The 23,139-nt window shown below is 70.0% G+C and carries 20 protein-coding genes; 12 read left to right on the top strand and 8 right to left on the bottom strand.

Annotated elements, in window-relative coordinates; genetic code table 11:
• Positions 1-356 precede the first annotated feature (356 nt).
• Together ABD844_RS33960 and ABD844_RS33955 are read left to right on the top strand one after the other, a co-directional pair.
• Positions 357-3,608: an AfsR/SARP family transcriptional regulator gene (locus ABD844_RS33960; protein ID WP_344887072.1), complete on the top strand. Its 3,252-nt coding sequence runs from the start codon at positions 357-359 to the stop codon at positions 3,606-3,608.
• 64 nt (positions 3,609-3,672) lie between these two features.
• Complete coding sequence (locus ABD844_RS33955) at positions 3,673-4,458, top strand: sensor histidine kinase (RefSeq protein WP_344887070.1); 786 nt, start codon at positions 3,673-3,675, stop codon at positions 4,456-4,458.
• A 29-nt stretch (positions 4,459-4,487) separates the two neighbouring features.
• On the opposite strand, the gene ABD844_RS33950 is transcribed toward ABD844_RS33955, so the two are convergent.
• The 7 genes from ABD844_RS33950 to ABD844_RS33920 all read right to left on the bottom strand — a co-directional run bounded on the left by ABD844_RS33950 (position 4,488) and on the right by ABD844_RS33920 (position 12,016).
• Complete coding sequence (locus ABD844_RS33950; RefSeq protein WP_344887068.1) at positions 4,488-5,192, bottom strand: IclR family transcriptional regulator; 705 nt, start codon at positions 5,190-5,192, stop codon at positions 4,488-4,490.
• A complete protein-coding gene (locus ABD844_RS33945) occupies positions 5,189-6,445 on the bottom strand; it encodes a cytochrome P450 (protein ID WP_344887066.1) in 1,257 nt (418 codons plus the stop codon). Before ABD844_RS33945 ends, ABD844_RS33950 begins: the two co-directional genes overlap by 4 nt.
• A 21-nt stretch (positions 6,446-6,466) precedes the next feature.
• Entirely contained in the window at positions 6,467-7,231 is a 765-nt protein-coding gene (locus ABD844_RS33940) for an alpha/beta fold hydrolase (RefSeq protein WP_344887064.1), read from the bottom strand.
• Positions 7,177-7,758: an ATP-binding protein gene (locus ABD844_RS33935; protein WP_344887062.1), complete on the bottom strand. Its 582-nt coding sequence runs from the start codon at positions 7,756-7,758 to the stop codon at positions 7,177-7,179. The genes ABD844_RS33940 and ABD844_RS33935 overlap by 55 nt, the downstream gene beginning before the upstream one ends.
• A gap of 573 nt (positions 7,759-8,331) precedes the next feature.
• Complete coding sequence (locus ABD844_RS33930; RefSeq protein WP_344887060.1) at positions 8,332-10,101, bottom strand: hypothetical protein; 1,770 nt, start codon at positions 10,099-10,101, stop codon at positions 8,332-8,334.
• 498 nt (positions 10,102-10,599) lie between these two features.
• Entirely contained in the window at positions 10,600-11,451 is an 852-nt protein-coding gene (locus ABD844_RS33925) for a CU044_5270 family protein (protein ID WP_344887058.1), read from the bottom strand.
• On the bottom strand, positions 11,444-12,016 hold the full coding sequence (locus ABD844_RS33920; protein ID WP_344887056.1) for an RNA polymerase sigma factor: 573 nt from the start codon (positions 12,014-12,016) through the stop codon (positions 11,444-11,446). Before ABD844_RS33920 ends, ABD844_RS33925 begins: the two co-directional genes overlap by 8 nt.
• A gap of 253 nt (positions 12,017-12,269) precedes the next feature.
• Here ABD844_RS33920 and ABD844_RS33915 point away from each other — a divergent pair, with 253 nt between their 5' ends.
• A complete protein-coding gene (locus ABD844_RS33915) occupies positions 12,270-12,791 on the top strand; it encodes a GNAT family N-acetyltransferase (protein WP_344887054.1) in 522 nt (173 codons plus the stop codon).
• Between the two features lie 67 nt (positions 12,792-12,858).
• Here ABD844_RS33915 and ABD844_RS33910 read toward each other — a convergent pair whose 3' ends face one another.
• On the bottom strand, positions 12,859-13,422 hold the full coding sequence (locus ABD844_RS33910; protein WP_344887136.1) for a GNAT family N-acetyltransferase: 564 nt from the start codon (positions 13,420-13,422) through the stop codon (positions 12,859-12,861).
• A gap of 324 nt (positions 13,423-13,746) precedes the next feature.
• Here ABD844_RS33910 and ABD844_RS33905 point away from each other — a divergent pair, with 324 nt between their 5' ends.
• The 9 genes from ABD844_RS33905 to ABD844_RS33865 all read left to right on the top strand — a co-directional run bounded on the left by ABD844_RS33905 (position 13,747) and on the right by ABD844_RS33865 (position 23,042).
• The gene (locus ABD844_RS33905) at positions 13,747-14,337 is read left to right on the top strand and encodes an RNA polymerase sigma factor (protein ID WP_344887052.1); all 591 of its coding nucleotides are present in this window, start codon (positions 13,747-13,749) and stop codon (positions 14,335-14,337) included.
• Complete coding sequence (locus tag ABD844_RS33900) at positions 14,330-15,328, top strand: CU044_5270 family protein (protein ID WP_344887050.1); 999 nt, start codon at positions 14,330-14,332, stop codon at positions 15,326-15,328. The genes ABD844_RS33905 and ABD844_RS33900 overlap by 8 nt, the downstream gene beginning before the upstream one ends.
• A gap of 462 nt (positions 15,329-15,790) precedes the next feature.
• Positions 15,791-16,747 (top strand): NAD(P)H-binding protein, encoded by a 957-nt coding sequence (locus tag ABD844_RS33895; protein ID WP_344887048.1) that lies wholly within the window; start codon positions 15,791-15,793, stop codon positions 16,745-16,747.
• A 30-nt stretch (positions 16,748-16,777) separates the two neighbouring features.
• On the top strand, positions 16,778-16,960 hold the full coding sequence (locus tag ABD844_RS33890) for a hypothetical protein (protein WP_344887046.1): 183 nt from the start codon (positions 16,778-16,780) through the stop codon (positions 16,958-16,960).
• A gap of 4 nt (positions 16,961-16,964) precedes the next feature.
• Positions 16,965-17,867 carry a LysR family transcriptional regulator gene (locus tag ABD844_RS33885; RefSeq protein ID WP_344887044.1) on the top strand — a complete coding sequence of 301 codons (903 nt, stop codon included), beginning with the start codon at positions 16,965-16,967 and terminating at the stop codon, positions 17,865-17,867.
• A 57-nt stretch (positions 17,868-17,924) separates the two neighbouring features.
• Complete coding sequence (locus ABD844_RS33880; protein WP_344887042.1) at positions 17,925-19,088, top strand: MFS transporter; 1,164 nt, start codon at positions 17,925-17,927, stop codon at positions 19,086-19,088.
• A 424-nt stretch (positions 19,089-19,512) separates the two neighbouring features.
• Positions 19,513-20,697, top strand: coding sequence for a serine hydrolase domain-containing protein (locus tag ABD844_RS33875; RefSeq protein ID WP_344887040.1), 1,185 nt, complete (start codon positions 19,513-19,515; stop codon positions 20,695-20,697).
• Positions 20,698-20,892: 195 nt separating this feature from the next.
• Positions 20,893-21,630 carry a polyprenyl diphosphate synthase gene (gene uppS, locus ABD844_RS33870; RefSeq protein ID WP_344887038.1) on the top strand — a complete coding sequence of 246 codons (738 nt, stop codon included), beginning with the start codon at positions 20,893-20,895 and terminating at the stop codon, positions 21,628-21,630.
• On the top strand, positions 21,627-23,042 hold the full coding sequence (locus tag ABD844_RS33865) for an oxygenase MpaB family protein (RefSeq protein ID WP_344887035.1): 1,416 nt from the start codon (positions 21,627-21,629) through the stop codon (positions 23,040-23,042). Before uppS ends, ABD844_RS33865 begins: the two co-directional genes overlap by 4 nt.
• Positions 23,043-23,139 lie beyond the last annotated feature (97 nt).

Below are 23,139 nucleotides of genomic sequence, written 5' to 3'. Positions count from 1 at the left end.
TCACACCTCCTGTGAGGGAACGGCAGGCGGAAAGCCTCAACCCGCGGTGGACCCCAGAAGGGGTTCGCGCCTGCTGCGAGCGCAGTACGGGCCTTCGCCGGGGTACCGCGATCGCGGACGACACCAGCCCTGTCGTGTCCGGTCGTGCGCACGTGAAAATGGGCGAAGTTTTGGCTTCGCATGACGCTCCGGTCCGACGGGAACGGGCTTTCCAGGGCACGCGCGTGACCCGGCCGACGCGATCCGCGCCCGCCCGGCATGTGTGACTTCTCCAGCAATAACTGTGCATTGCCGTGCTTTGGGAAACCTGATGGTTCGCTGACGGCCGACCGTTCGGCGGTGTGTAGCGTGTTCTTGTGCGGTTCGGAGTGCTGGGCCCCGTCATGGTGTGGGACAGCGAGGGAAATCCGGTACGGGTCCCAGAGGCCAAGGTCCGGGCCCTGCTCACCGATCTGCTCGTGCACGAGGGCCGGCCGGTCACCGCGGACCGGCTCATCGATGACCTGTGGGGCGAGGACCTGCCCGGCAACCCCGCCAACACCCTTCAGGTCAAGATCTCCCAGCTACGCCGCGCTCTCGGCCGTGATCGGGTGGTGCACGAGTCGGCCGGTTACCGGTTGCGCCTCGACCAGCCCACCGACGAGGTCGACGCGGAGCGCTTCCAGTCCCTGGTGACCGAGGCCCGGTCCGCCGGCGACGCGCGGGCACGGGCCGAGCTGCTCACCCAGGCGCTCGGATTGTGGCGCGGGCCCGCGTACGCCGACGTCGAGGACGAGGAGTTCGCGCGCGCGGCGGCACAGCGCCTCACCGAACAACGTCTGGCGGTCCTGGAGGAGCAGGCCGAGTGCCGGTTGGAGCTGGGCGACCACATCCTGCTCATCGGGGAGCTGGCCGACCTCGTGGCCCGGTACCCGCTGCGGGAACGGCTGCGGGCCATTCAGCTTCGCGCCCTGTACCTGGCCGGTCGTCAGAGCGAGGCGCTGGCGTCGTATGCGGAGCTGCGGGAACTCCTGACCGACGAGCTCGGCCTCGATCCGAGCCCTGAGCTGGCCGCGCTGCAGGGTGCGATCCTGCGTCAGGACGCGTCGCTCGCGCTGGTCCAGCAGGCTGAGACCCCCGCAGGACCATCGGGTCCGGAGGCGCCCGCCGAGGCGGCAACGGCCGCCGGCCGGATCGTCTGCCCACGATCGAACCTGCCCGCGACGCTGAGTGCGCTGATCGGCCGCGAACAGTCACTCAACGAGGTCGGTGATCTCCTTGACCGCGCACGTCTCGTCACGCTCACGGGGCCCGGGGGAGTGGGCAAGACCCGGCTCGCGGTGGCGGCCGCGACGCGGTTCGCCCAGGAAGCTGACGGGGGGATGCTCGACGAAGCGTGGCTGGTCGAGTTCGCTCCGCAACATGGAGGTCTGGCCGACCTCATGCAGGTGGTCGCCACCGTACTCGGGATCAGGGACGACGCGCCCTCGGGGACGCCTGGATGGGGTGGGCCGTCGGCGCTGATCGACCGGCTCGCGGTCGCTCTGCGCGAACGCAGGATCCTGCTCGTTCTGGACAACTGCGAACATGTCATCGCGGCGGCGGCCGAACTCGCCGGGCAGTTGCTGGCCGCCGCACCCGATCTGCGCGTTCTGGCCACCAGTCGCGAGCCGCTCGGCCTGACCGGTGAGACGGTGTTCCTCGTCGAGCCGCTGCTGCCGGCCGACGCGATACGCCTGTTCACGGAGCGGGCCGCGGCCTCGGCCCCGGGCTTCTCCCTCGACGGGGCCACCCAGGAAACGCACGAGGCCGTGGCGGAGATCTGCCGCCGTCTTGACGGCATTCCGCTCGCTCTTGAGCTGGCGGCGACCCGGGTTCGCGGGCTCGGCGTGCGAGAGTTGGCGGCCCGCCTGGAGAACCGGTTCCGGCTGCTCACGTCAGGGCAGCGGGGGGCGCCGGCGCGCCAGCGGACCTTGTGGGCCATGATCGACTGGAGTTGGGAGCTGCTCAGCGCACCGGAGCAGATCATGCTGTGCCGCCTTGCCGTGTACTCCGACGGCTGCACCCTGGACGCCACGGAAGCGGTGTGCTCGGGTGACGGCGTGTCCCGTGAGGAAGTCCTCGACCTGGTGACACGGCTGGTGGATCGTTCCATGGTCGTCGTGACCGACGGGCCCGACGGCACCCGGTACCGGCTGCTGGAGTCCGTGGCCGCGTACGCGTTGGAGCGGCTGATCGAGATGGCGGATCTCGCCGCCACCCGGGACCGGCACCTGCGTTACTACCTCGACCTCGCCGAACAGGCCGAACCCCATCTGCGTGACGGGGAGCAGCAGGCGTGGCTCGCCCGGTTGGACGCCGAGGCGGCCAATCTGCGCGCCGCGCTCGAGGAGGCGAAGCGTCGCGCGCGGGTGGGCGCGGGCGGTTGCGAAGCCGTGCGGCTGGCCACCGCCCTGTCCTGGTGGTGGCTGCTGCGCGGGCGGTTGAGCGAGGGCTGCCGCGCCATGTCGGCGGTGCTCGCCGTCGTCGGCGAAGCCGCCGAGCTCCACGTGCTGCGAGACGCGTTCACGCTGCTGAACGGCACCCGGCCGGAGTCGCCGCCCACAGCCGACCCGCCCGTCGTGGACACGCTGCGGAGCGGACGCGCTGTGTGGCTCTACGCCTACGGGCTGTACTACCTCGGTGAGATGGCCGGCAGCAGGGCGACCAACGCTCGTGCGCTCAGCCTCTTCACCGCCGCCGACGACTTGTGGGGCATCGCCGCCGCGACCGGCCTGCGGTCCATGCACGCGCTGCTCCAGGGAGATCTCGCCGGTGTCGAGCGGGAGATCGGGAGAAGTGCGGAGATCTTCCGCGAGCTTGGAGATCGTTGGGGCGAGTTGCAGGCCACGGTCCCGCTGAGCGGGCTGGCCGAGATCAGGGGCGATTACGCGGAGGCAGAACGCCTCCGGGAGGAAGGGCTGCGCATCGCGGAGAAGCTGGGCCTGGCGGCTGACCTCGCCATTAGCTACTGCGGTCTGGGGCGGCTGGCATTGCTCGCCCGTGACTGGGAGCGGGGTCATGAGCTGCACGAGCGGGCGCGACGGCTGGCAAGCGAACAGGGCAACGTCTACGTGCAGTGTCTCGCGGTAATAGGGTTCGCGCTCGGGGCTCGCCGCTCCGGAGACCTTGACGCGGCGGAGACGTACCTCGCGTGCCTGTTCGACCATTATCCCTCCTCAGAGGTGGGTGATCATCTGCTCTGGGCGGAGCTGGGCTTCACCGCCGAACTCCGCGGTGACGAAGCCCTGGCGACGGAGCGCCATCTCCGCGCCCTGGAGCTCGCATGTTCCATGGAAGAGCCGCGGGCGATGGCCCTCACGTTCGAAGGACTGGCGGGCGCGGCGGCGCTGTCGAAGGACCCGCGCCGAGCCGGACGCGCGGCCCGGCTGCTCGGTGCGGCGGATGCGACCCGCCGCGGTGTGGGGGCTCCGCTGCCTCCCGCCGAGCGGGGTGACGTGGACCGGATCACGGCAGCGGCGACGGCCACCCTGGGCGAGGAGGCGTTCGCGGAGTGTTACCGGCAGGGGGCACGCCTGACCTGGCAGGAAGCCGTGAACCTGGCGCGGCTGACGGCGGGGTGTCAGTAAACCGTCAGCGCCTCTCCGTACCGTCGTTCGGGTAAGGACAGCGGACTACGGCGGGATGCTCGGGATGACTACTCAGACTCAGTTCGAACGTTGTTCGACAAGTGTCGCCGATCGTTGCGCGATCGGCGAGGGACTCGGTGACTCTCCGACGCTCCCGCGGGCCTGTGTCGCCGCGGCCGGGCAGGAGGTGCTGGCCCGGCAGCTCCAGTTCGTCGCCGACGCCTCTCACGAGTTGCGGACCCCGGTGACCGGCCTGCGCGTGGAGCTTGAAGAGGCCGTGATGCACCCCGAGGAGACCGACCTCGACGAGTTGCTCCAGCGGGCGTTGAAGAACGTCGATCGCCTGGAGGCCATCGTGGCGGGCCTGCTCCATCTGGCCAAGCTGGGTGCCGGCGCGTCGGACCGCTGGGAGGACCTCGACCTGGCGGACCTGGTGCGGCACGAGGTCCTTCGCCGATCTAATCGTGCCCCCGTGCGGCTCCGGCTGACCTCCGGCGTCACCGTTCACGCGGTGCGCGTCCAGCTCGTTCGTGCTCTTGCGATCCTGCTGGACAACGCCCAGCGGCATGCCGGCCGGTCGGTCGAGGTCGGGGTGCACTGCCGCGACGGCCAGGCCGAGCTGGTCGTCGCCGACGACGGTGAGGAAGCGGACGAGGCAGACGAAACGGATCGGAATTGGATCTTCGAGTGCCTCACCCGGCTGGACACGCGCTATCTCTGCGAGGAGGGCGCCGGTCTCGGGCTGGCGATCGCCCGCGAAATCGCCCGGGCCCACCACGGCCGCATGGGCGTGCGGAGGTCCCCGGCCGGCGGAGCGCGCTTCGTCCTGCGCCTGCCGCTGCCCGCGTAGGAGGGCGTGGCCACGGGGCGCGGGTCGGGTCAGAGGAACTGCGAGATCTGGGTCGCGGTGGTGAGGACCAGCGAGGCGATGGCCTCCTCGTCGCGCCGGCCGATGGTCACCACGCCGATGCTGGCCTCGGCCGGGCGGCCGGCCGAGATGATCGGCGCGGCGACGCCCCAGGCGCCGGGCTGCAGCTCACCGGCGGTGACGGAATAGCCGACGGCGCGGGCCTCCGTGATCGCCGGACGCTCTCCGGCTCTGGGCGGACGCCCGGCGAGTATGGCGATCCCGGAGGCGCCGCGGTTCGCGGGGTGCCGCGTGCCGGCGCGGTAGGCGGCGTGAAACTGCGAAGCGCGCGGCTCGACCACCGTGAGGACGACGGCCTCGTTCTCGTCGCTGTCGAGCACGGTGATGAACGCCGTGGCGTTGCAACTGTCGGCCAGCACCTGCAGGGCGGAGAGCGCCGCGCTGCGCAGCCGGTGCTGGACCGCGGCGTTGAGCTCGACGATGCCGAGACCGAGGGTGAAGCGGCTGCCGACGCGGGCGACCAGCCGGTGGTTGCCGAGCGCGGCCAGATGGCGGGAGACCGCGTTGCGATGGATCCCGGCCACCTGGGCGAGTTCGGTGATCATCAGTCCGTCGGGATGGTCCCTGAGGATCTCCAGGAGCCGCAGGCCCGTGTCGATGGTCTTGGAACCCGCGCCGCGAGACGAGTCCGGTTCGGCGTCGGCGGAGGGGGTCATGCGTCACCTGACCGGGGAACGGGTGTGTAACGGATGGGCAGGTGCTTGACACCGGCGATGAAGTTCGACACCAGCCGGTCGGGTGGACCGGCGAGTTCCATGTCCGGCAGCCGCCAGAGCAGCTCGCGGTAGAGCGCACGGAGTTGCAGGCGGGCGAACCGGGCGCCGAGGCACACGTGCGGTCCGTCGCCGAACGAGACGTGGTCGTTGAGCTGCCGCGTGATGTCGAAGCGCATCGGGTCGGCGAACACGCGCTCATCGTAGTTGGCGGCACCGTGAAAGACGACGACCTTGTCTCCCGCCGCGATGGGCTGCCCGGCGAGTACGGTGTCGTGCACGGCGGTGCGACGGAAACTGAGGACGGGCGGATGCCAGCGCAACATCTCCTCGATCGCCGAGTCGAGCAGTTCCGGATGCGCCAGCAGGCGGCGGTGCTCCGCCGGGTGGTCGAGCAGCGCGATCAACCCGCCGGGCAGGGCAGAGCGTACGGTGTCGTTGCCCGCGATGACCAGGAGGAAGAAGAACATCGACAGTTCGGCTTCGGTGAGCCGCCGTCCGTCCACCTCCGCCGTGGCGAGCGTGGTCATGATGTCGTCCGCGGGATTGCGGCGCTTGTAGACGGACAGGTCGCGGGCGTACGCGAACATGTCGCTGAGCATGGCCGGAGAGCGCGGGTTGACCGGCTTCCCACCCGGGCTCCGGACGGCGAGCGCGTGATCGGGATCCTGGTAGCCGACGACCCGGTTGGTCCACTCCAGGATCTGACCGCGATCGGCGCTGGGGATGCCGAGGAGATCCGCGAGGTTCTGGATCGGGTAGTCGTCGGTCACGTCCACCGGCAGGTCGCACTCGCCCCGTTCGGCGATCTCGTCCACGAGCGACCGTGCCCGTGCCGCGATCCCGGCGGCGAACCGCTCGACGCGACCGGGGGTGAACGCGCCGGAGACGATCCGCCTGAGCCTGCCGTGGTCGGGCGGATCGAGGTTGAGCATCATCCGGCGGATGAACGACAGGTCGGCCGGGTCCGGATCGCGGATCTGCGTGGCGCCGATCCACGAGCTGTATCCGGTCGGCGTGCGCAGCACCCGTACGACGTCCGCGTGGCGGGTCACGGCCCAGAAACCGGGTCCGGCCGGCCAGTCGCCGACCTCGTGCTCCTCCTGCCAGTACACGGGGTGTTCGTCACGTAGCAGGCGGTATCGCTCGTGTGGGATGCCCTGCGAGTAAATACGCGGGTCGAACACGTCGATCATGGGCATCCCCTCTGCGGGCCGTCAGGCGGCCAGGAACCGTTCGATGGCGGATACGAGAGCCAGCGGCGTCTCCTCCGTCGCGTAGTGGCCGGCCTCGGACAGCGTCGTCAACTCGGTCTTCTGGTACCACTGCAGCCACGTGCCCCGCATGACCTCGGCGGAGAGGGCAGGATCGTGCTCGCCGACGATGAGGAGGACCGGCGTGGCGCTGCCGGTGACCTCCGTGTGGAAGTCGGTGCGGGCCCACGCGTCCAGGTAGGCCCGGTACGAGGCCACCGTGGAGTTCCGCAGCGAGTTGCCGACCATTTCGTCGAGCCAGCGACCCGGAAGCCTGTTGCCCGTGGTGAGGTCGATGATCGTCCGGCGGTTGGCGGGCTCCTCGGCGGAGCCGGAGAACAGCCCCCAGGTCTGCTCGTCGAACGGGACACCGCTGGCGGGCACCGGGGAGATGCCGACGAGCTTGCGGACCCGGCCGGGCGCGTCCAGCATCACCCGCTGCATCGCCGTACCGCCCATCGAGTGACCGATCAGGGAGAAGGTGTCCCAGCCGAGCTTGTCGGCGAGCGCGATCACGTCCGCGGCGATCTCGGCGAGGGTGTACTCGCCGCTGAGGTCCATGGCCTCGCCGTACCCCCGGTAGTCGGGGAAGGCGTAGGTGAAGGCGTCGCCGTCCAGATAGGGCTGGATCTTCTGGAAGGAGGTACGGTCACCCAGCCAGCCGTGCAGGGCGATCACGCGGTGCGGCCCGGAGCCGTGAACGTCGTGGGGAAGGGCGACGGGAGGCATGGCACGTTCTCCTTCGTGGTGTCGAACTTCGTGGTGTCGAACATGGTGCGGTCGGTGAATGGACGGGCGAGCGACGCGTCGCTCGCGTGCTGGGCGTTCCCTCGGCATTCCAGGCTGAACCAGACGAACTTCCCGGCCCCGTGCCGGACGGCGCCCCATCGGTCGGCCTGCGCCTCCACGAGGAAGAGGCCCCGGCCGCTCTCGGCCAGGAAATCGGGGGTCCGCACCTGGGGCAGAGCCGGATCGGGGTCGCAGACCGCCAGCCAGAAGACGGCGAACCCCGCTCGCACGTTGATCCTGATCTCCGGGACGCCGCGAACGGCCGGGGCCGCGTGCTGAACGGCGTTCGTGACCAGCTCGCTGGTCAGCTCGATGATCGTCGCCTTGTCGGCGGCGGAGAGGCGAAGCTCCCATGACGCGCACATCGCCGTCACCCAGCGGCGGGCGATGGACGGCGCGATCGGAGAGGGCGGGAGGTCGCGCCAACCGGAGACCTGCCGGTCCGCGAGGCCGCCGACGGCGCTCATAGCCCGCTCATCAAGATAGGCGATGAACAGCGCGTGGAATTGTCACCGCCATGCCGCGCGGCCATTGCCGGCCTGCCGTCGGCGAAGGATGCCAGGGGCACGCTGCCACTGCGGGCAGTCCCTACCTCGAATTGCACGCGACAATGCGCGAACACGACGTTAACGTCTCCTGAATGCCCAAATAGTGGGCGCTGCAGTCAAATAGCGGGCGTGATCAAGCATCGGCTGGATCGGGGCGTCTGTCAACGCGAATGGAAGAACATGTCGACTCTTCGTGTTGAGGCCGCCGATTCGCCCAGCTCAAAGGGATCCGGCCGGCGAGCCCGCCAACGGTCGCGCCGCTCTGTCCGTCAGCGCCTCATGGCGCAGGGAACCCACTCGTGAACACCTCTCCATGCGTGGGCGGGCCGGCCGGTCCGCCCACGCGATCGGCCCTCCGGTCGGGGGACCGGAGGGCCGAGGTGGGTCGGTCATCGGGGGCACCGGCCGCCTGCCACCGCGCCTAGCGGCGGGTTCGGGCAGCGCGACGTGCTCCGCGGCCGTGGCGGCAGGCCATGCCCTGCCGCGAACGGACTACCTGGGGACCAGCGTCGTCACGCTCCCGTCCGCCGGGTTGCTCACCACGATGTCGCCGTTGTCGAGCGCGGCGACGTCCGCCGTGTAGTTGACGAAGGGCAGCAGGCTGATGCCGCGGATGTTCATCTTGAACCCGCCGGCGACGGCCGTTCTCGCGCCGCTGGACGGATCGATGCGCGTGATGCAACCGGTGGCCGCTTCGGCCACGAGCAGGCTTCCGTCCCGGCGCACGGCGATCCCCTCAGGGCCGGCCAGCCCCGTCGCCACGACCGTCGGCGTCCCACCGGACACCGGAACGCTCACCACGGTTCCGTTGTCGCTTCCCGACGCGTACACCACGTCGCGCGCGGCGTCGAAGGCGAGACCCCCGACGGATCCGAGTCCGGTCAGCAGCGGCGCCGGGGAACCCGAGCCGTCGACCGGCACCGAGAACACCGAACCGAGGCCCTGGTCGCCCACCAGCAGCGTGCCCTGCGGGCCTTGACGCAGATGTACGGGAGCCACGAAACCGTCGGCCACGGTCGAACGGGTGCCCGTGTCCAGGCCCAGCTTGGAGATCTTCCCGCCGGCGAGCCAGTCGGTCAGGTAGACGTCGCGGCCGATCTGCAGGGCTCCCGAGGAGATCATCTGAACGTCGTCCAGAGCGAACCGCGAGACGCGGTCGACCCCGCCGTCAGCCTGGATCTTGACCACCGACGTCAGGTCGGCGGCGACGAATCCGCCATCGGCGGTGGGGTTCAGCGAGACCGGCGCCGACAGCGGACCGTCCGGCAGGACAGGGACGAGTTTCTTGGTTCTCGCATCCACCTGCCGCACGTTGCCGCGTACGAAGTTCGACACGTAGACGGCGCCGCCCTTCGTGATCTGGAGGTTGTCCAGCCCCGGCTCGCCCTGGGCGAGCAGCGTCTTGCTCCCAGACGTCCGGCCGACCTTCCAGACCTTGCCGGTGCCCGCCTCCAGCACGATCAGCGGCTCTGTCGAATCGATGTTCCGCGGAACCACCTTGAGCGCGGTGATCGGACTGTCGAACCGCACACCGAGGCGGCTGACCTGGCCGGTGTCGACGTTCACCTTCGCGATGCGCGCCGCGTACATCTCGGGGACGTAGGCCAAGCCGTTCGACGCGAAGTCGAATCCTTCCGGAACCTCAAGATCCCTAGCCACCTGAACGGGCGGCTTCGTCCCGGACGGGTCGACCTCCCAGATCGAACCCTTCGAACCCGGTACGAACGCGAGGTCGCTGGCGAAAAGCCTGTTGCCGCGGAAGGCGATCCCGTTCGGCCCCGTGTTCCCGTCGGTGATACCGGGGCCCACGGTCACGGGGGTGCCCCCGTTCGGGCTCACGCGGAGGATCGACTTCGAAAAGACGCTCGCCACGTACAGGTTGCCGTCCGGGCCGAAGGTGAGGTCGTCCGGCGTCTGGACCTGGTCGGCGGCAGGCTGGGATCCGTTCGCGATGTTGACGACCTGACGGGTCACCGGGTCGACACGCGAGATGCTGTTGAAAAACGCCTGTGCGACGACGAGCCGCCCCTGTGGGTCGACTGCCAGACCGTTGGACGCGGGGAGCGGATTTCGCGGTACGAGCTGCTCTACCTGGTATCCGGACGCCTGCACACCGTTTACGGGGACCGAGCAGTCCTGCGCGCTCTGCGTCGGCCGCGCGGTCGCCGATGCGACGGGGCCGGCCAGGCCCGATACGCCCAGCACCAGCAGAACGGCCGCCCCCCTCTCCATCCACAACGACGCCCGGCGTCGCGGGATCACGCCCGTTCTCCCCTTGGCTCCAAGCTGAGGTGGGGTGTTGCCGTGGCTACCCATCACTTCTCCCAAAACCATTGATATGTGGTGATCATTTGTGTTGGTGAATCACTGCTAGCACAGCCCAGGCGGAATGAGCGCCAGAATCCGACAACTCCCGCAGATCCGGTCGTGTCGGCGCTGTCGAGAGCGAATCTGCTCGAAGCGAATGAACGAAGAAGGGACCGCACGCGAACCAGCCAAGAACCACGTTCGGCGGACCATCTCTCGCTCGTGACGGCCTCCGGGAGATCACTCGGCGGTCTCCCGCCGTTCCCCCGGGGTTGACCGCGGCGGGGGTTCAGGCCTGGCTCGTCCGGCCTGTGACCGGAAGAGCGTCTCGAACGACCTTGAAAAAGGTGGAACCCCCTGGCGCGTGGCCAGGGGGTTCCACAGGTGCTCAGCGGGGAGGCGGGCGGGTCACGACCGACTGGAACCGTTCGCGCCGGCCCGCCCAACGGGTTTTCACCGCGGAAGTTCGTCCGTCCACTCGGTGGTCACCGAGATGTACGAGGAGCTCATCGCCGCGCCCCCCTCGGCGGTCAGCAAGACGTTGGCGCGCGTCACCCGGGCGGTCTCGGGATCGACGACCATCCTGATCTCCAGGTCCCCGGTGAGCGGGATCAGCAGTTCCTGCCCGCCCTCGACCGGCCCCGCGTTCTTGACCCCGGGCGTCGCGGCCAGGGCCTCGAACGCCGCCGAACGGACCTGCGCGGGCGTCGGCAGCTCCGTGATCAGGGTGATCAGCGGAGAGACGGGCTCGCCCTGCTGATCGGCAAGGATCATGGCGCTGTCCTGCCGCGGAAGCCCGGCGATGCGCTCCTTCAGCTCCTCCGGATCCGACGGAAGCCCTTCGAGCTCCTCGAGACCGATCTCGGCGCCCATGAGCCTGAACGGGGCCGGGGTTTCGACCACGGCGTCGGGAGTGACGTTCGGCTTGTTCCTGGACCAGCGGTCGCCGTCGCGGGTGGTCCAGCTCTCCTGCGCCTGAGGCCCGTCCGGGCCCTCGAACGTACGCGTGACGTGCCAATAGGTCCCCGTGCCCTGGGGAATCTGCTCGGCGCTGGCCGCGGCCATGAGCAGGACCTCCCTGCCCGAGACCGGTGCGCCGGCGGGCGGGGCCACGCTGGTGGCGATCACGGCGACGGCCGCTGCGCCGGCGACCGCCATGCCCAGCACCGGCAGGAGCCGGCCGCGGCGCCGGAGGGCGCGGCCCCGCGTCATCCTGTCCTGGAGACGTCCCCTGCTGCGGATGATCGCCTCGGCGGACGGTTCGGGCTTGGTCAGCAGGGTCGCGACGGCGTTCAGGTCATCCATGAGCGTTCTCCTTGTCAATGAGGGCGAGGATCTTGCTGCGGGCCCGGCTGAGCCGGGAGCCCACGGTGCCGACGGCGATGCCGAGCGCCTGGGCCGCCTCTTCGTAGCTGAGCTGGCCCAGGGCCACGAGCAGCAGTGCGTCGCGCTCGCCGCCGGACAGGGCGGCGAGCGCCTTGGCCAGGTGCGGCTGCATGCGTTCCGCGGTGACGGAGGTGACGACCCGGTCCTCGTGGCCTTCCACGACGGGCTCGGGCCCCAGCTTGGCCAGCGCCTTGTAGTGGCGGGTCTCCTTGCGGCGGTGCCGGGCGATCAGATTGGTGGCGATGCCGAACAGCCAGGGCCGCAGGTCTCCGCGTTCCGGGTCGTACCGGTCGCGCCGGTCGAAGGCCAGCAGGAACGTCTCGGCGGTGATGTCCTCGGCGATCTGCGTGTCCAGGCGGCCGGCGACGTACAGGTAGATGTCGCGGTAGTAGCGGTCGTGGACGGCGGTGAACAGGCTGGGGTCGCGCCGGTACCGGGTGACGAGTTCGGCGTCGGTCTCCTGTTCGCTCACTTCGGCGCTCACGTTCTTGTCTCCGGCATAAGGTGGGCCTTCCGGTCGGCGGTCACGATCACCCATCCTTCGCCGCAGACCTGAATCGTCTTCCCACGGGTCAGGAAACGGGGTCAGCGACCTCTTCCAGGGACGCGCCGCCCTCCTCGCGCGTCGCGTGCACCACGGCGCGGATCCCGGTGCCGGAACCGATCCCCACCTCCGACAGGGGCGAGGTGCGAACCCGCGAACCCATCCCTCGACGCCCCCGCGTAGAGTCTCCTCCATGCGAGGCGTGATCGCGATCCGCGAGGCGGGGCCCGGCGACGGGGACGTCCTCGGCGAGATCCACGCAATCTCCTGGGGCATCTCGCACGGCCCGTTGTGCACGCCGAAGGTCGCCGCCGCCGGTATCGAGGAGCGGCGCACCAAGTGGGCCGCCATCCTGGCCGAGGGCGAGGACACACCTCTGCTCGCACTCCTGGACGATCGTCCGGGCGCCTTCGCCCGCTTCGGGGCCTCCTCCTCCCGCCCCGGCCTCGCGGAGATCCACACCTTCTTCGCCCACCCAGAGGTCTGGGGCCGCGGCCTCGCGGCGGCCTTGCTGGCCGCCACCCTGGACCGGCTGCGGGAGGCCGGCTATGACCGCGTGCATCTGTGGACGCTTCGGGACTCAGCCCAGGCGCGCCGTTTCTACGCCAAGAACGGCTTCGGCGAGACCGGCAGGCGACACGACCACGACTTCGGCGAGGGCCCTCCGGTCGCCCTCGTGGAGCTCGAGCGAACCGTGTCCGCCCCCGGCCTGTGACGATCAGCCCGCGCCGGCTGAAAGGGCGTCGGCGGCAACGCGGTGTTCCTCAGGCAGCGCGGCGCCATCAGGCCGGAGTGCCGGCCTGTCGTATATGCAGGTGGCCGTCCCCAGGGAACGGCGGCTGGGCCGGAAGGACCTGGTGAAAACGGTATCCCGCCTTCTCCGCAACCCGGCACGAGGCAAGATTGTCCACTTGGTGGAGCAGGTCGAGACGTTCCAGACCTTCGACCGCGAAGACGTCGAAGGCCCACTTGGTGAGAGCTTCGAGGGCGCGAGGGGCCACGCCTCGGCCTCGGGCGTGCGCTGCCGTCCAGTAGCCGACCTCTGCGGATTCCTGGCGGGGACCGGTCCGCTTCATGACCACGTTGCCGACCAACCGGCCCTCGCCGGTGCCGGACTGGTCTTCATGTACGGCGAAGCTCAGCCGTTCGCCGGTCTCCCAGCCGCGTCGCTGAAGCTCCAGCCACGCCACCGCGTCCTCGACGCTCTCTACGGGAAGGCTCGTCCAACGACGCAATACCGGATCGCGATACACCCTGACCAGCGGTTCGACGTCGCCATCACGCCAAGGGCGCAGGAAGAGAGCGGAGGCGGACGGCGTCCCGTTGACCCGTAGTGTGACATTCATCAAGGTCCTCCCCCGGAAGGCGCGGATCCATCCCGTCCCGCCGGGCTGACCCACACCGAACCGTCACCCTTCACTGACCGGCGGCCTGGGCATGCGACAGCATAGAGCTCGCTCAGTTGGGCTACCGCGTCCTGTTCGGTGGGCGGCCGCACGGCGCGAGGTCATGGCCTCGCCGCCCGTCGATCGGGTCGGGGACGAGCTGGCTACGCTGGGCGTCAAGGTCTGCGACATTCTCTCGGGCCGGGTCTGGACCTGATGGAGGGAACCGGTCGGCTGCGGGCGGGCAAGTAGGGGTGTTCCATCCGTGAGCCGAGAGGCCAGAGCATGTCAGAAACGAGCCCCGCCGATTCCGCCGTCATCGCGCGGTCCCGGCAGGAGCCCGAGATGTTCGGGGAGATCTTCCGCAGGCACGCGGCCGAGATCAAGAGATTCGTCATCCGCCGCCTCGGGCCCGACGTCGCCGAGGACGTGGTGGCGGAGACCTTTCTCGCCGCCTTCCACCAGCGCGGCCGCTACGACCTGGCCAGGCACAACGCCCTGCCCTGGTTGTACGGCATCGCCACCAACCTCATCGGCCGCCACAAGCGTACCGAGGCCAGGCAGCTGAACCTCCTGGCCCGCACCGGCGTGGACCCGGTCACCGAACCCTTCACCCCACGCAGCGACGAGCGGCTGAGCGCCCAGGCCGTACAGCGGCGCCTGGCCGCCGCGCTTGTCGCGCTGCCCGCCGGGCACCGCGACGTGCTGCTCCTGGTGACCTGGGGCGGCCTCAGCTACACCGAAGCCGCCGAGGCGCTCGGCATCCGCACCGGAACGGTCCGCTCACGCGTCAACCGCGCCCGCGCCAAGATCCGCGAGGAACTGGGCGGGACCGACCCCACAGCACTCGTCATCGAGGAGGTTCGCCATGGATGAGCTGGCCCAGCTCAACAACTTCCGCTCCGAGGTCCCCGTGCAGGAAGACCTGCGCGCCGAGTCGGAGCGCCTGATGGCCGGCATGTCGGCGCCGGTCCGCCTCGACGTTCGCCGCCTCGGACTGCGCGCCGCACTGGCAGGAGGTCTGGCGGCCGCGGTGGGAGTGGCGGTGTTCCTCGTCCAGAGCCGGCCCGCCCCGGCGCCGCCCCCGCCGCTGATCCGTACGGTCGCGGCCGTGGAGCTGCTGTTGCGGGCGGCCGAGCACGCCGGCAGCCGTCCGGAGCTGCATCCCAGGCCCGGACAGTTCCTCGTCTACGAGTCGCAGAGCATGGACACGGTCGGAGGGGACGCGGGGATCTGGCTGTCGCGCTCCAAGCGCACGATCTGGCTGCCGGTCGAGGGCAGCGCGGTCAAGGGAGTCCTGCAGGAGGAGAGCCTGGGACCGCTGCCGTATCCCGGGCACACGCTCCCGCCGGCCGCACGAGCGGAGCAGGCACAGGTGGGCAAGCCCGGCCGTCCGGGGCGGGCGGCCGACTTCGATTACCGCGCCGAGTTCCTGCGCAACGACTACGCCTACGTCAGCAAGCTGCCGACGGACACCGAGGGCATGCGCAAGCACCTCTACACGCAGGTGCCCTTCGACGGGTTGCAGGACTATGAGGCGTGGAACCGGGTCGGCGGGCTGCTCACGGAGTCCTATCTGCCCGCCGCGCAGCGGGCCGCGCTCTTCCGCGCGGCGGCCACGATTCCCGGGGTGGTGACGGTGAAGGAGGCGCAGGATGCCGCGGGGCGCAAGGGCATAGCCGCGGCGATGGTGTCGCCCCTCGGGGTCAGGGAGGAGTACATCTTCGACCCGAGGACCTACGACTATCTCGGCCGCCGGGGGGTGGTCGTGGACGCGAAGCTGGCCGACGCCCCGGTGGGGAGCGTGGTGTCGTCGAGCGCCCAGTTGAAGGTGAGCGTCGTCGACAGCGCGCCGATCGTGGAGTAGACGGCGCGACGAGGGCTCGGGCAGACGGCACGGCAGGGACCGTCTGCCCGATCGACCTCCGTCCAAGGCGGCGTGAGGTCGGTGGGCTCGAAGCGGAGCACCACGGGGAGGTGGAAGTGGAAGACGCTCTGCCAGGCCGTTGGCTGCGGCTCAGGGTCGCGAGGGGTCCGGTGCGTCCGGAGACTCCGGTCAACGCAGTTCTGAACAGCCTGCCGCCGGCTCGGCGAGCCTGGGTCGCCAGATCGGGTCAGCGGGCTGTTGCTCTCCTGCCGGACCGGCTGCGGGCTGACCTTGTCGATTCCCGCGACCGTCGTGGTGCGCTCATCGGCGGGTAACCGGCCTGGCCGGGCACGTGGCCGCGGTCGATGCGTGGGGGCTGGTAGTGTTGGCGGCCTCGGATCCGCAACCTCCCATTGTCACTGGGTGGCGCAAGATCTCCATTTCGCGTTGGAGGGTCTTGCCATGGGTGGAATCAAGCACTTCACGAATGCCTCGCAGCCCGCTCTGTTCCTGCTGACTGCGGTCTGTGCCAGGAAGGACGCGGGCAGCAGCCCCACGGGGATCGTCGGGCGGAGCCTGGCGCGCCGGCTGCTGGATGCCGGTGATCGGGTACGCGTTCTCGCCGAGCCCGGCCAGGTGGACGGCTGGCCCGACGGGGTCGAGGTCGTCGAGGGGTCCATCACCAGGCCGCTGGAGCACGCCGGGGCCTTCGCCGGCGTGGACGGCGTCTTTCTCGCCGGAGCCGTGCCGGCGACGGTAGAGGATGCGCTGGTGGCTGCCCGGGATGCCGGTGTACGGCGGATCGCCGTGCTGTCCTCGCACGGGCCGGAGTACGAGGAGGCGTACCCGCCGGAGACGTGGTTCTGGCTTGCCGTCGAGCGAGCGGTCGAACGCTCGGGCATGGAGTGGACGCACATTCGCCCGTCGGCGGTGATGGGCGCGATGATCGAGGGCACCTATCCCGCCACGGGGTCGGACTGGCCGGACACGGTCAGAGGCGAGCGCATCGTACGCGAGGCATTCCTGGAGGACGGTCACTACCCCTTCATCCACGAGGACGACCTGGCCGCCGTCGCGGTGGCGGCGCTGCGTACCGGCGATCATGTCGGCGCCGTTGTCGAAGCGGTCGGACTGCCGATCAGCACCCGGTCACGGGTGGCGAGCATCGCCGCGGCCATCGGCCACGACCTCGCCGCCGTCGAGGTGACCCCCGATGACAGCCGTGCGAACTGGCGGCGTCGCGGCTGGCCCGATGGCGGCATCGAGGTGACGCTGTACGCCCTGCGGGAGTACGGCGAACGGCTCGCCGAGCTCACCCGGTGGACGCTCGACCAGCGGCCGTCCGTGCGCGAGATCATCGGCCGCCCGCTGCGTGGCTTTGACGACTGGGCGGCCGAGCACGCCCACCTGTTCCGCTGACCCGTCCGCCCAGCCACGAGGGGACACGTCATGAACAAGGGCATCAACCACGACACCGGGTTCCCGCCGGGAGACCGCCTCACCCGCAAGGCTTTCGACGTCGCGACCTGGGCTACCTGCCCGGCGACACCTACACCGAGACGCATCGACGGCACCGCCGGCGTATGGCGCCGGGCCAGGCAGCAGGCGTCGGCAGGGCGGGCGTTAGGCTGAGGGGATGGAGCGTCTCGAACTCGAGAGCTTCCTGATCCTGGCCGAAGAGCTGCACTTCGGGCGGACGGCGGAGCGTCTCATGGTGACACGGGCCCGGGTAAGCCAGACGATCGCGAAACTGGAACGTCAGGTCGGGGCCCCGCTGTTCGAACGCACCAGCCGCCGGGTCCGCCTGACGCCTCTGGGCAAGCATCTGCACGACGACCTGGCCCCGGCGTACGCGTGCATCCGCGACGGCCTGGCCAGGGCCAAGTCGGCGGCGATGGGGATGGAGGGCGAGCTGCACGTGGGCTTCGTCGGTGCCGCGACCGGCGAACTGCTCATGGGCGTACTCGACCTGTTCGCCAGGCGGCACCCGGCTACGGCGGTGCACATCCACGAGACGCAGTTGGGCGACTTCGTCGAACCCCTGCGCGAGAGCAGGGTGGACGTGTTGATGGCCCAGTTGCCCGTCGTCGAGCCCGACCTGGTGACCGGGCCGGTCGTGCTGACCGTGCCCGCGGTGCTGGCCGTCTCCTCGCGCCACCAGTTGGCGCGGCGCGAGGCGGTGAGGGTGGAGGATCTCGCCCGCGCCAAGGTGTTCGCCTGCGGGGGATCGTTGCCGGAGTACTGGGTGACGGCCAACAACAACCCGCGGACGACCCCCGCGGGCTGGCCGATCGAGCGCGGCGACACGGCGGCCACGATCCAGGAGACGCTGGCCCTGGTGGCGGCTGGGCGTGGCGTTGCGTCGGTGGGTGAGGACGTCAGCCGTTTCCACCCCCGGCCCGGTGTGACGTACGTGCCGTTCGAGGACGCGCATCCGATCACCTACGCGCCGGTCTGGCGGGCGTCGGGTGAGACGGAGCGGGTCAGGGCGTTCGTACGCGCCTGCGCGGAGACCCAGGCGATCGGTAACTCCTGCTAACCGATTCGTCCCGGAACAGTCGCTGATCTCCGATCATGGCGGTCTGAGACTTTCCATGTGAATTCCGAGAAGAACCCTCTCGCTCTGGCCGCCCTGGCTCTGGGCGCCTTCGCCGTCGGCACCACCGAGGTCGTCATCGCCGGGCTGTTGCCCCAGGTGGCCTCCGGCTTCGGCGTGTCCGTCCCGGCCGCAGGCCTGCTGGTCTCCGGGTACGCGCTCGGCATGGTCGTCGGCGCCCCCGCCCTGACGGTGCTGGGCAACCGGCTTCCCCGTAAGACCATGCTGCTCGCCTTGGCGGCGTTGCTCGTCGTCGGCAGCCTGCTCTGCGCGGTCTCCGGCTCATACGGCGTGCTCATGACCGCCCGTGTCCTGTCCGCGCTGGCCGGAGGCGCGTTCGTGGGCGTGGCCAGCGTCGTCGCCGCAGGCTTGGTGCCGGCGGAGAAGAAGGCGGCGGCCATCGCGAAGGTCTTCATGGGGCTCAGCCTGGCCAACGTGCTGGGTGTGCCCGCGGGCACCGCCATCGGCCAGGAGTTCGGCTGGCGAACGGCGTTCTGGATGGTGAGCGCCGTGGGGGTGATCGTCATGGCCGGGCTGGCCGCCTTCGTGCCGCACCGGACACGCCGGGAGAACCAGCACGGTGGCCTCGGGCTGGCGGCCTTCCGCAACGGGCGGCTGTGGCTGGCGCTGCTGGTGACCGCGCTGGGCTGGGCGCCGTTCCTGGCGGTCGTGACCTACATCGTCCCGCTGCTCACCGAGGTGACCGGTCTGGACGCCTCCGCCGTGCCGTTCGTGCTGGTGCTCGTCGGCGTGGGCATGCTGGCCGGGAGCCCGCTCGGCGGCCGGCTCGCCGACCAGGCCCTCATGCCGACCGTCTACGCGGTGTTGGCCGCCGTCACGCTGGTCTCCGTCCTGCTGGTTCCCGCCGTGCAGAGCCCGGTGACGGCGGTTGTCGCGCTCGCGCTGTTCGGGATGGCGGGCGCGGCGACCATCCCGCCGTTCCAGGCGCGGGTCCTGTCCATGGCGGACGGCGCGCGCGACCTGGCCTCGGCGGCGAATGTGTCGGCCTTCAACGTGGGCAACGCCGCCGGGCCGTTCCTGGGAGGGCTGGCCATCGAGGCGGGGCTGGGGTACACCTCCGTGCTGTGGGTGGCCGCGGCTCTCGGCGCGGCGGGACTGCTGGTGGCGCCGCTGACCCGCGCCCCGGCCATGCAGCGAGTGTAGGGCCCGTACCGGACGTTCTACCGTGATCTCCAAACTCCGTGGAGATCCTCGCCCGGCCCGTGCCGGAAACACCCCCGCCGCGGGCGGAAACTCCGCCTCAACCGCCTCGAGCTTCGGCTCCACCCAGCGAGCTCGATCAGGTCCGCCACCGACCGGGCCTGATCGACAGTGCCGGCGGGCTGCACGGGCGGGGCGGAAATGTGGTTTTACCGGCGAGGGAGCATCGAGTAGTCCTAACAGGCGGGATATGAGGAAGGAAAGAAGGCTTCGACCGCCGTTTGCCGCTCCGGCGAACGGACACCAAGCTTCCGGGGAGAATGATCTGCCAGCCATTCTTCAGCGAAATTAACCCGATTTGGAGAAATGTCCATATTTCGGGGATGGCGGCATATTTCAGGGGGAGAAAATGCCCAAACGTCCTAATGTGGTATGGCATCTTGCGATGGCCGCCGCGCTGACCGGTGGGGTCATGCCCGTGGCCACCCCTGCCGTCGCCGCATCCGCCGTCGCGAGCCATCCCACCCCGAAATCGGCCCGGCCGGTCGCCTCACCGGCCCGGCCGGACACTCGGACCGCCGAGGCGATGCGGGCCTACCTGCGGGACCTGGCCGCGAGGAAGAAGTTCACCGGCACGGCGCTGGTGGTGCGGCGTGGAGAGGTGCTGGTACGCACCGCCGCCGGGGCGGCCGACGAGGCGAGGCGCATCCCCAACCGGCCGGACACGGTCTTCCGCATCGCCTCGGTCACCAAGCAGTTCACCTCGATGATCGTGCTGAAGCTGCGCGACCAAGGGCTGCTCGGCCTGGACGACCGGGTCTGCCCGTATCTCGTCCCGGAGTACATCAGCGCCTGCCCGACGGCGTGGCGGCCCATCACGATCCGCGAGATCCTCACGCACACCTCCGGCATCCCCGACATCCAGGGACTGCCCGACTTCTACCGCAAGCTCTCGCTACCGACCACGACCCGGCAGCTCATCCAGCGGTTCGTCAACTTGCCGCTGGACTTCAAGCCCGGCACCAGTTGGGAGTACAGCAACTCCGGCTACGTCCTGGCCGGGGCGGTCATCCAGGCAGTGACGCGCAGGCCGTACGGGGCCGTGCTGGAGAGGGAGATCACCGGCCCGCTGCACCTCCAGCACACCGGCTACAGCAGGGGGAACCCGCCCCCGGGATACGCCAAGGGATATCTCACGCTCGGCCAACCGGCGGCGCCCATCAACGGCTCCCAGGCGTTCTCCGCCACCGGCATCTACGCCACCGTCGACGACATCGCCCGCTGGGACCGGTCGTTCGGCGCATACCGGGTCGCGCCACCCGCCACCGTCAGGGAGGCGTTCACGCCGCAGGCGCGCTGCCCCGCCGACGGCTGCCTCAACCTGCCGTCGAGCGCGTACGCCTTCGGCTGGCTCGTCGACCGGCTCCAAGGGCACCGGCTCCGCTACCACCCGGGTCTGCTCCAGGGCTACGCGGCGAGCAACATGTACCTGCCCGACGACGACATCGTGGTAGTCGTGCTCAGCAACGTGCAGGACACTGACACCAACGGCATCGCCCGCCACCTCGCCACGCTGGCCCTCCAGTCGTCAAGCCCCAAGCGGCGGTCCTGACGGCGGATACCCGCGACGGCGAACGGACCGGGTTCGCCATCCAGCCCGACAGCCGCGGTCGCGGCTGTCGGGCTCGACATTCTCCGGCGAGGCTCGACGGCGGAGAGCGGCAGCGCCCCCCTCCACCCCAGCGCTGACGGCTAGGACGTGTGACGCTCGACAATACATAAGGTAATGATATAGTCACGTTCAGCTATGAAGAGCATTGGCGAATTGCCGCGTCACGTGGCGTGCGTGATGGACGGAAACGGGCGGTGGGCCGCGCAGCGATCCCTGCCCCGCACCGCGGGACACGAGGCGGCAGAGGCCGCCGTGATCGACGTCATCGAGGCGGCGCGTTCCGCGGGCATCAAGTGGTTAAGCCTCTACGCCTTCTCCACCGAAAACTGGCGGAGACCGGCGGGCGAGGTCGACATCCTGATGCGCCTCGTGCGCCGGGCCATCCGTAAACACGCACCGGCGTTGCACGCCCGCGGCGTACGGTGCAGGTTCCTGGGCGTGTCCGATCCGCGCATTCCACCCCGCCTGGTCCAGGACATCACCGACCTGATGACGCTCACCGGCGACAACAGGCAGATGACGCTCACCGTGGCCTTCGACCACGGAGGACGCCGTGACATCGTGGAAGCCGCCCGCTCACTGATCCGCACCGCCACCCCCGCCGAACAGGTGACCGAGGCGTCCTTCGCCCAGCACCTTCCCTATCCCGACACGCCGGATGTCGACCTGGTCATCCGCACCTCCGGTGAGCAGCGCATCTCCAACTTCATGCTCTGGCAAGTGGCCTATGCCGAATGGGTCTTCCCCCAGGTGCTGTGGCCCGACTTCCGCGCGACCCACCTCTGGGAATGCCTTGACGCCTACCGATGGCGCCAGCGCCGGTTCGGCGACGTCCGCCGGCCGACCACCACCACGGGAGAGGAATCTCGATGACCCCCACCACCGCAGAGGAGACCCTCGACGTCTTCGGGCCCGACTCGATGCTGCGCCGCCTCACCAACGAGGCACGATGGGGGCTCGCGGTGGCCCGCGCCACGGTTCTGGAAGCCGCGTATCCGCAGATCGGCGCGGCGCTGATCGGCAACTCGACGTTCGTGACCCACCCGTGGCGGCGGCTGCGCAACACGTTGACGAGCACGCAGCGGCTGCTCGACCCGGACCAGCACGTACGCCGCAGGGAGGCGACCCGCCTCAACCGCCTGCACGCCCGCATCGCCGGCACCGACCCGCAAGGACTCCGCTACGACGCGGCGAACGCCGAAGCGCGTGCCTGGGTGGCGGCGACCCTGTTCGAATCGTCGGTGACGATGTACCGGCTGAGCGGCGAGTCGCTCGACCGGGCCGCGACCGAGCAGCTCTACGCCGAGTTCCGCACGGTTCTGGCGCTGATGGAGGGCAACAGCGACCATCTTCCCCCGACGGTGCGGGAGTTCTGGCCCTATTTCGAGGACATAGTCCACCATCGCCTGGAGAACACCGAGGCGGTGCGCGTCATCCTCTACCGGCTGTTCGCCAACGTGCCCGCGCCGCCCCTGCTGCGCGGCAGCCCTGCGGTGTGGGCCGCGAGTCGGGCCGTGGCTGGCCCGGTGGCCGCCGCGATCACCATCGCGTCGCTCCCCGAGCCGCTCTGCCGGCGCCTCGCACTGCCCGACTTCCCGGGCGCGCGGGCGCTCATGCACGGTGCCTACCTGAGCACCGGCGTCGCCTCCCGCCTGCTGCCGAACGACTGGGTGAGCGTCGAATCCCTCATGAGCCTGCTGGATCCCGACCACTCCAGCGAGACTGGGCTGTGGCAGGGCGTACGCCGCAAGGCGGGCCAGGCCGCGGCCCTGATCAGGCTCGTCACCCCGGCCCCCGACGAGGATGACCGCGCCGTCCACTCGGCTGACCGGTTCTTCGCCGAGGTGCTCGACCAGACCGGCGACGGCCACATCGCCTGGCCCGACCTGGCGGCCATGGCGAGAGAGATCGCCACCCGGCTCGACCTGGACGAACAGGACGAGGAGCGGCTCTACAACGCCTACGCCGCCTGGTGGCGGGAGCTGCAGGCCAACCTCGACTCCGACGGCGACGGACGCGTCACCCGCCAGGAATACGCCGCCGCGTCCACCTCCCTGCCCAGCTCCGGGCTGATCAAGGTCGCCGACGTCCTGTTCGATGTCACCGACGTCGACGACGACCAGGCGATCGACGTCCAGGAATACCAGAAGTTGTTCCGTACGGCCTTCCACCGCGATCTGACCGGCAAGGCCGACAACTACTCACGCAGCGCCTTCGTCAGGCAGTTCCTGTCCTTCATGTCCGGGCAGGAACACTCGACCGCCTATGGCTCCCTCCTGGCCTAGTGGGTGACCGGGAAGGTCGTTCAGAGCCCGCAGCGCGCTGAGGCGCACGACAGGACGGAGTACTCCCATTCCGACAAAGGCGCTTGGGGCGGACGAG

The organism is Nonomuraea antimicrobica, from assembly GCF_039536965.1.
GTDB lineage: Bacteria > Actinomycetota > Actinomycetes > Streptosporangiales > Streptosporangiaceae > Nonomuraea > Nonomuraea antimicrobica.
Note: the sequence above shows the minus strand (reverse complement) of the source record. Positions and strands in the feature narration are given on the sequence as shown.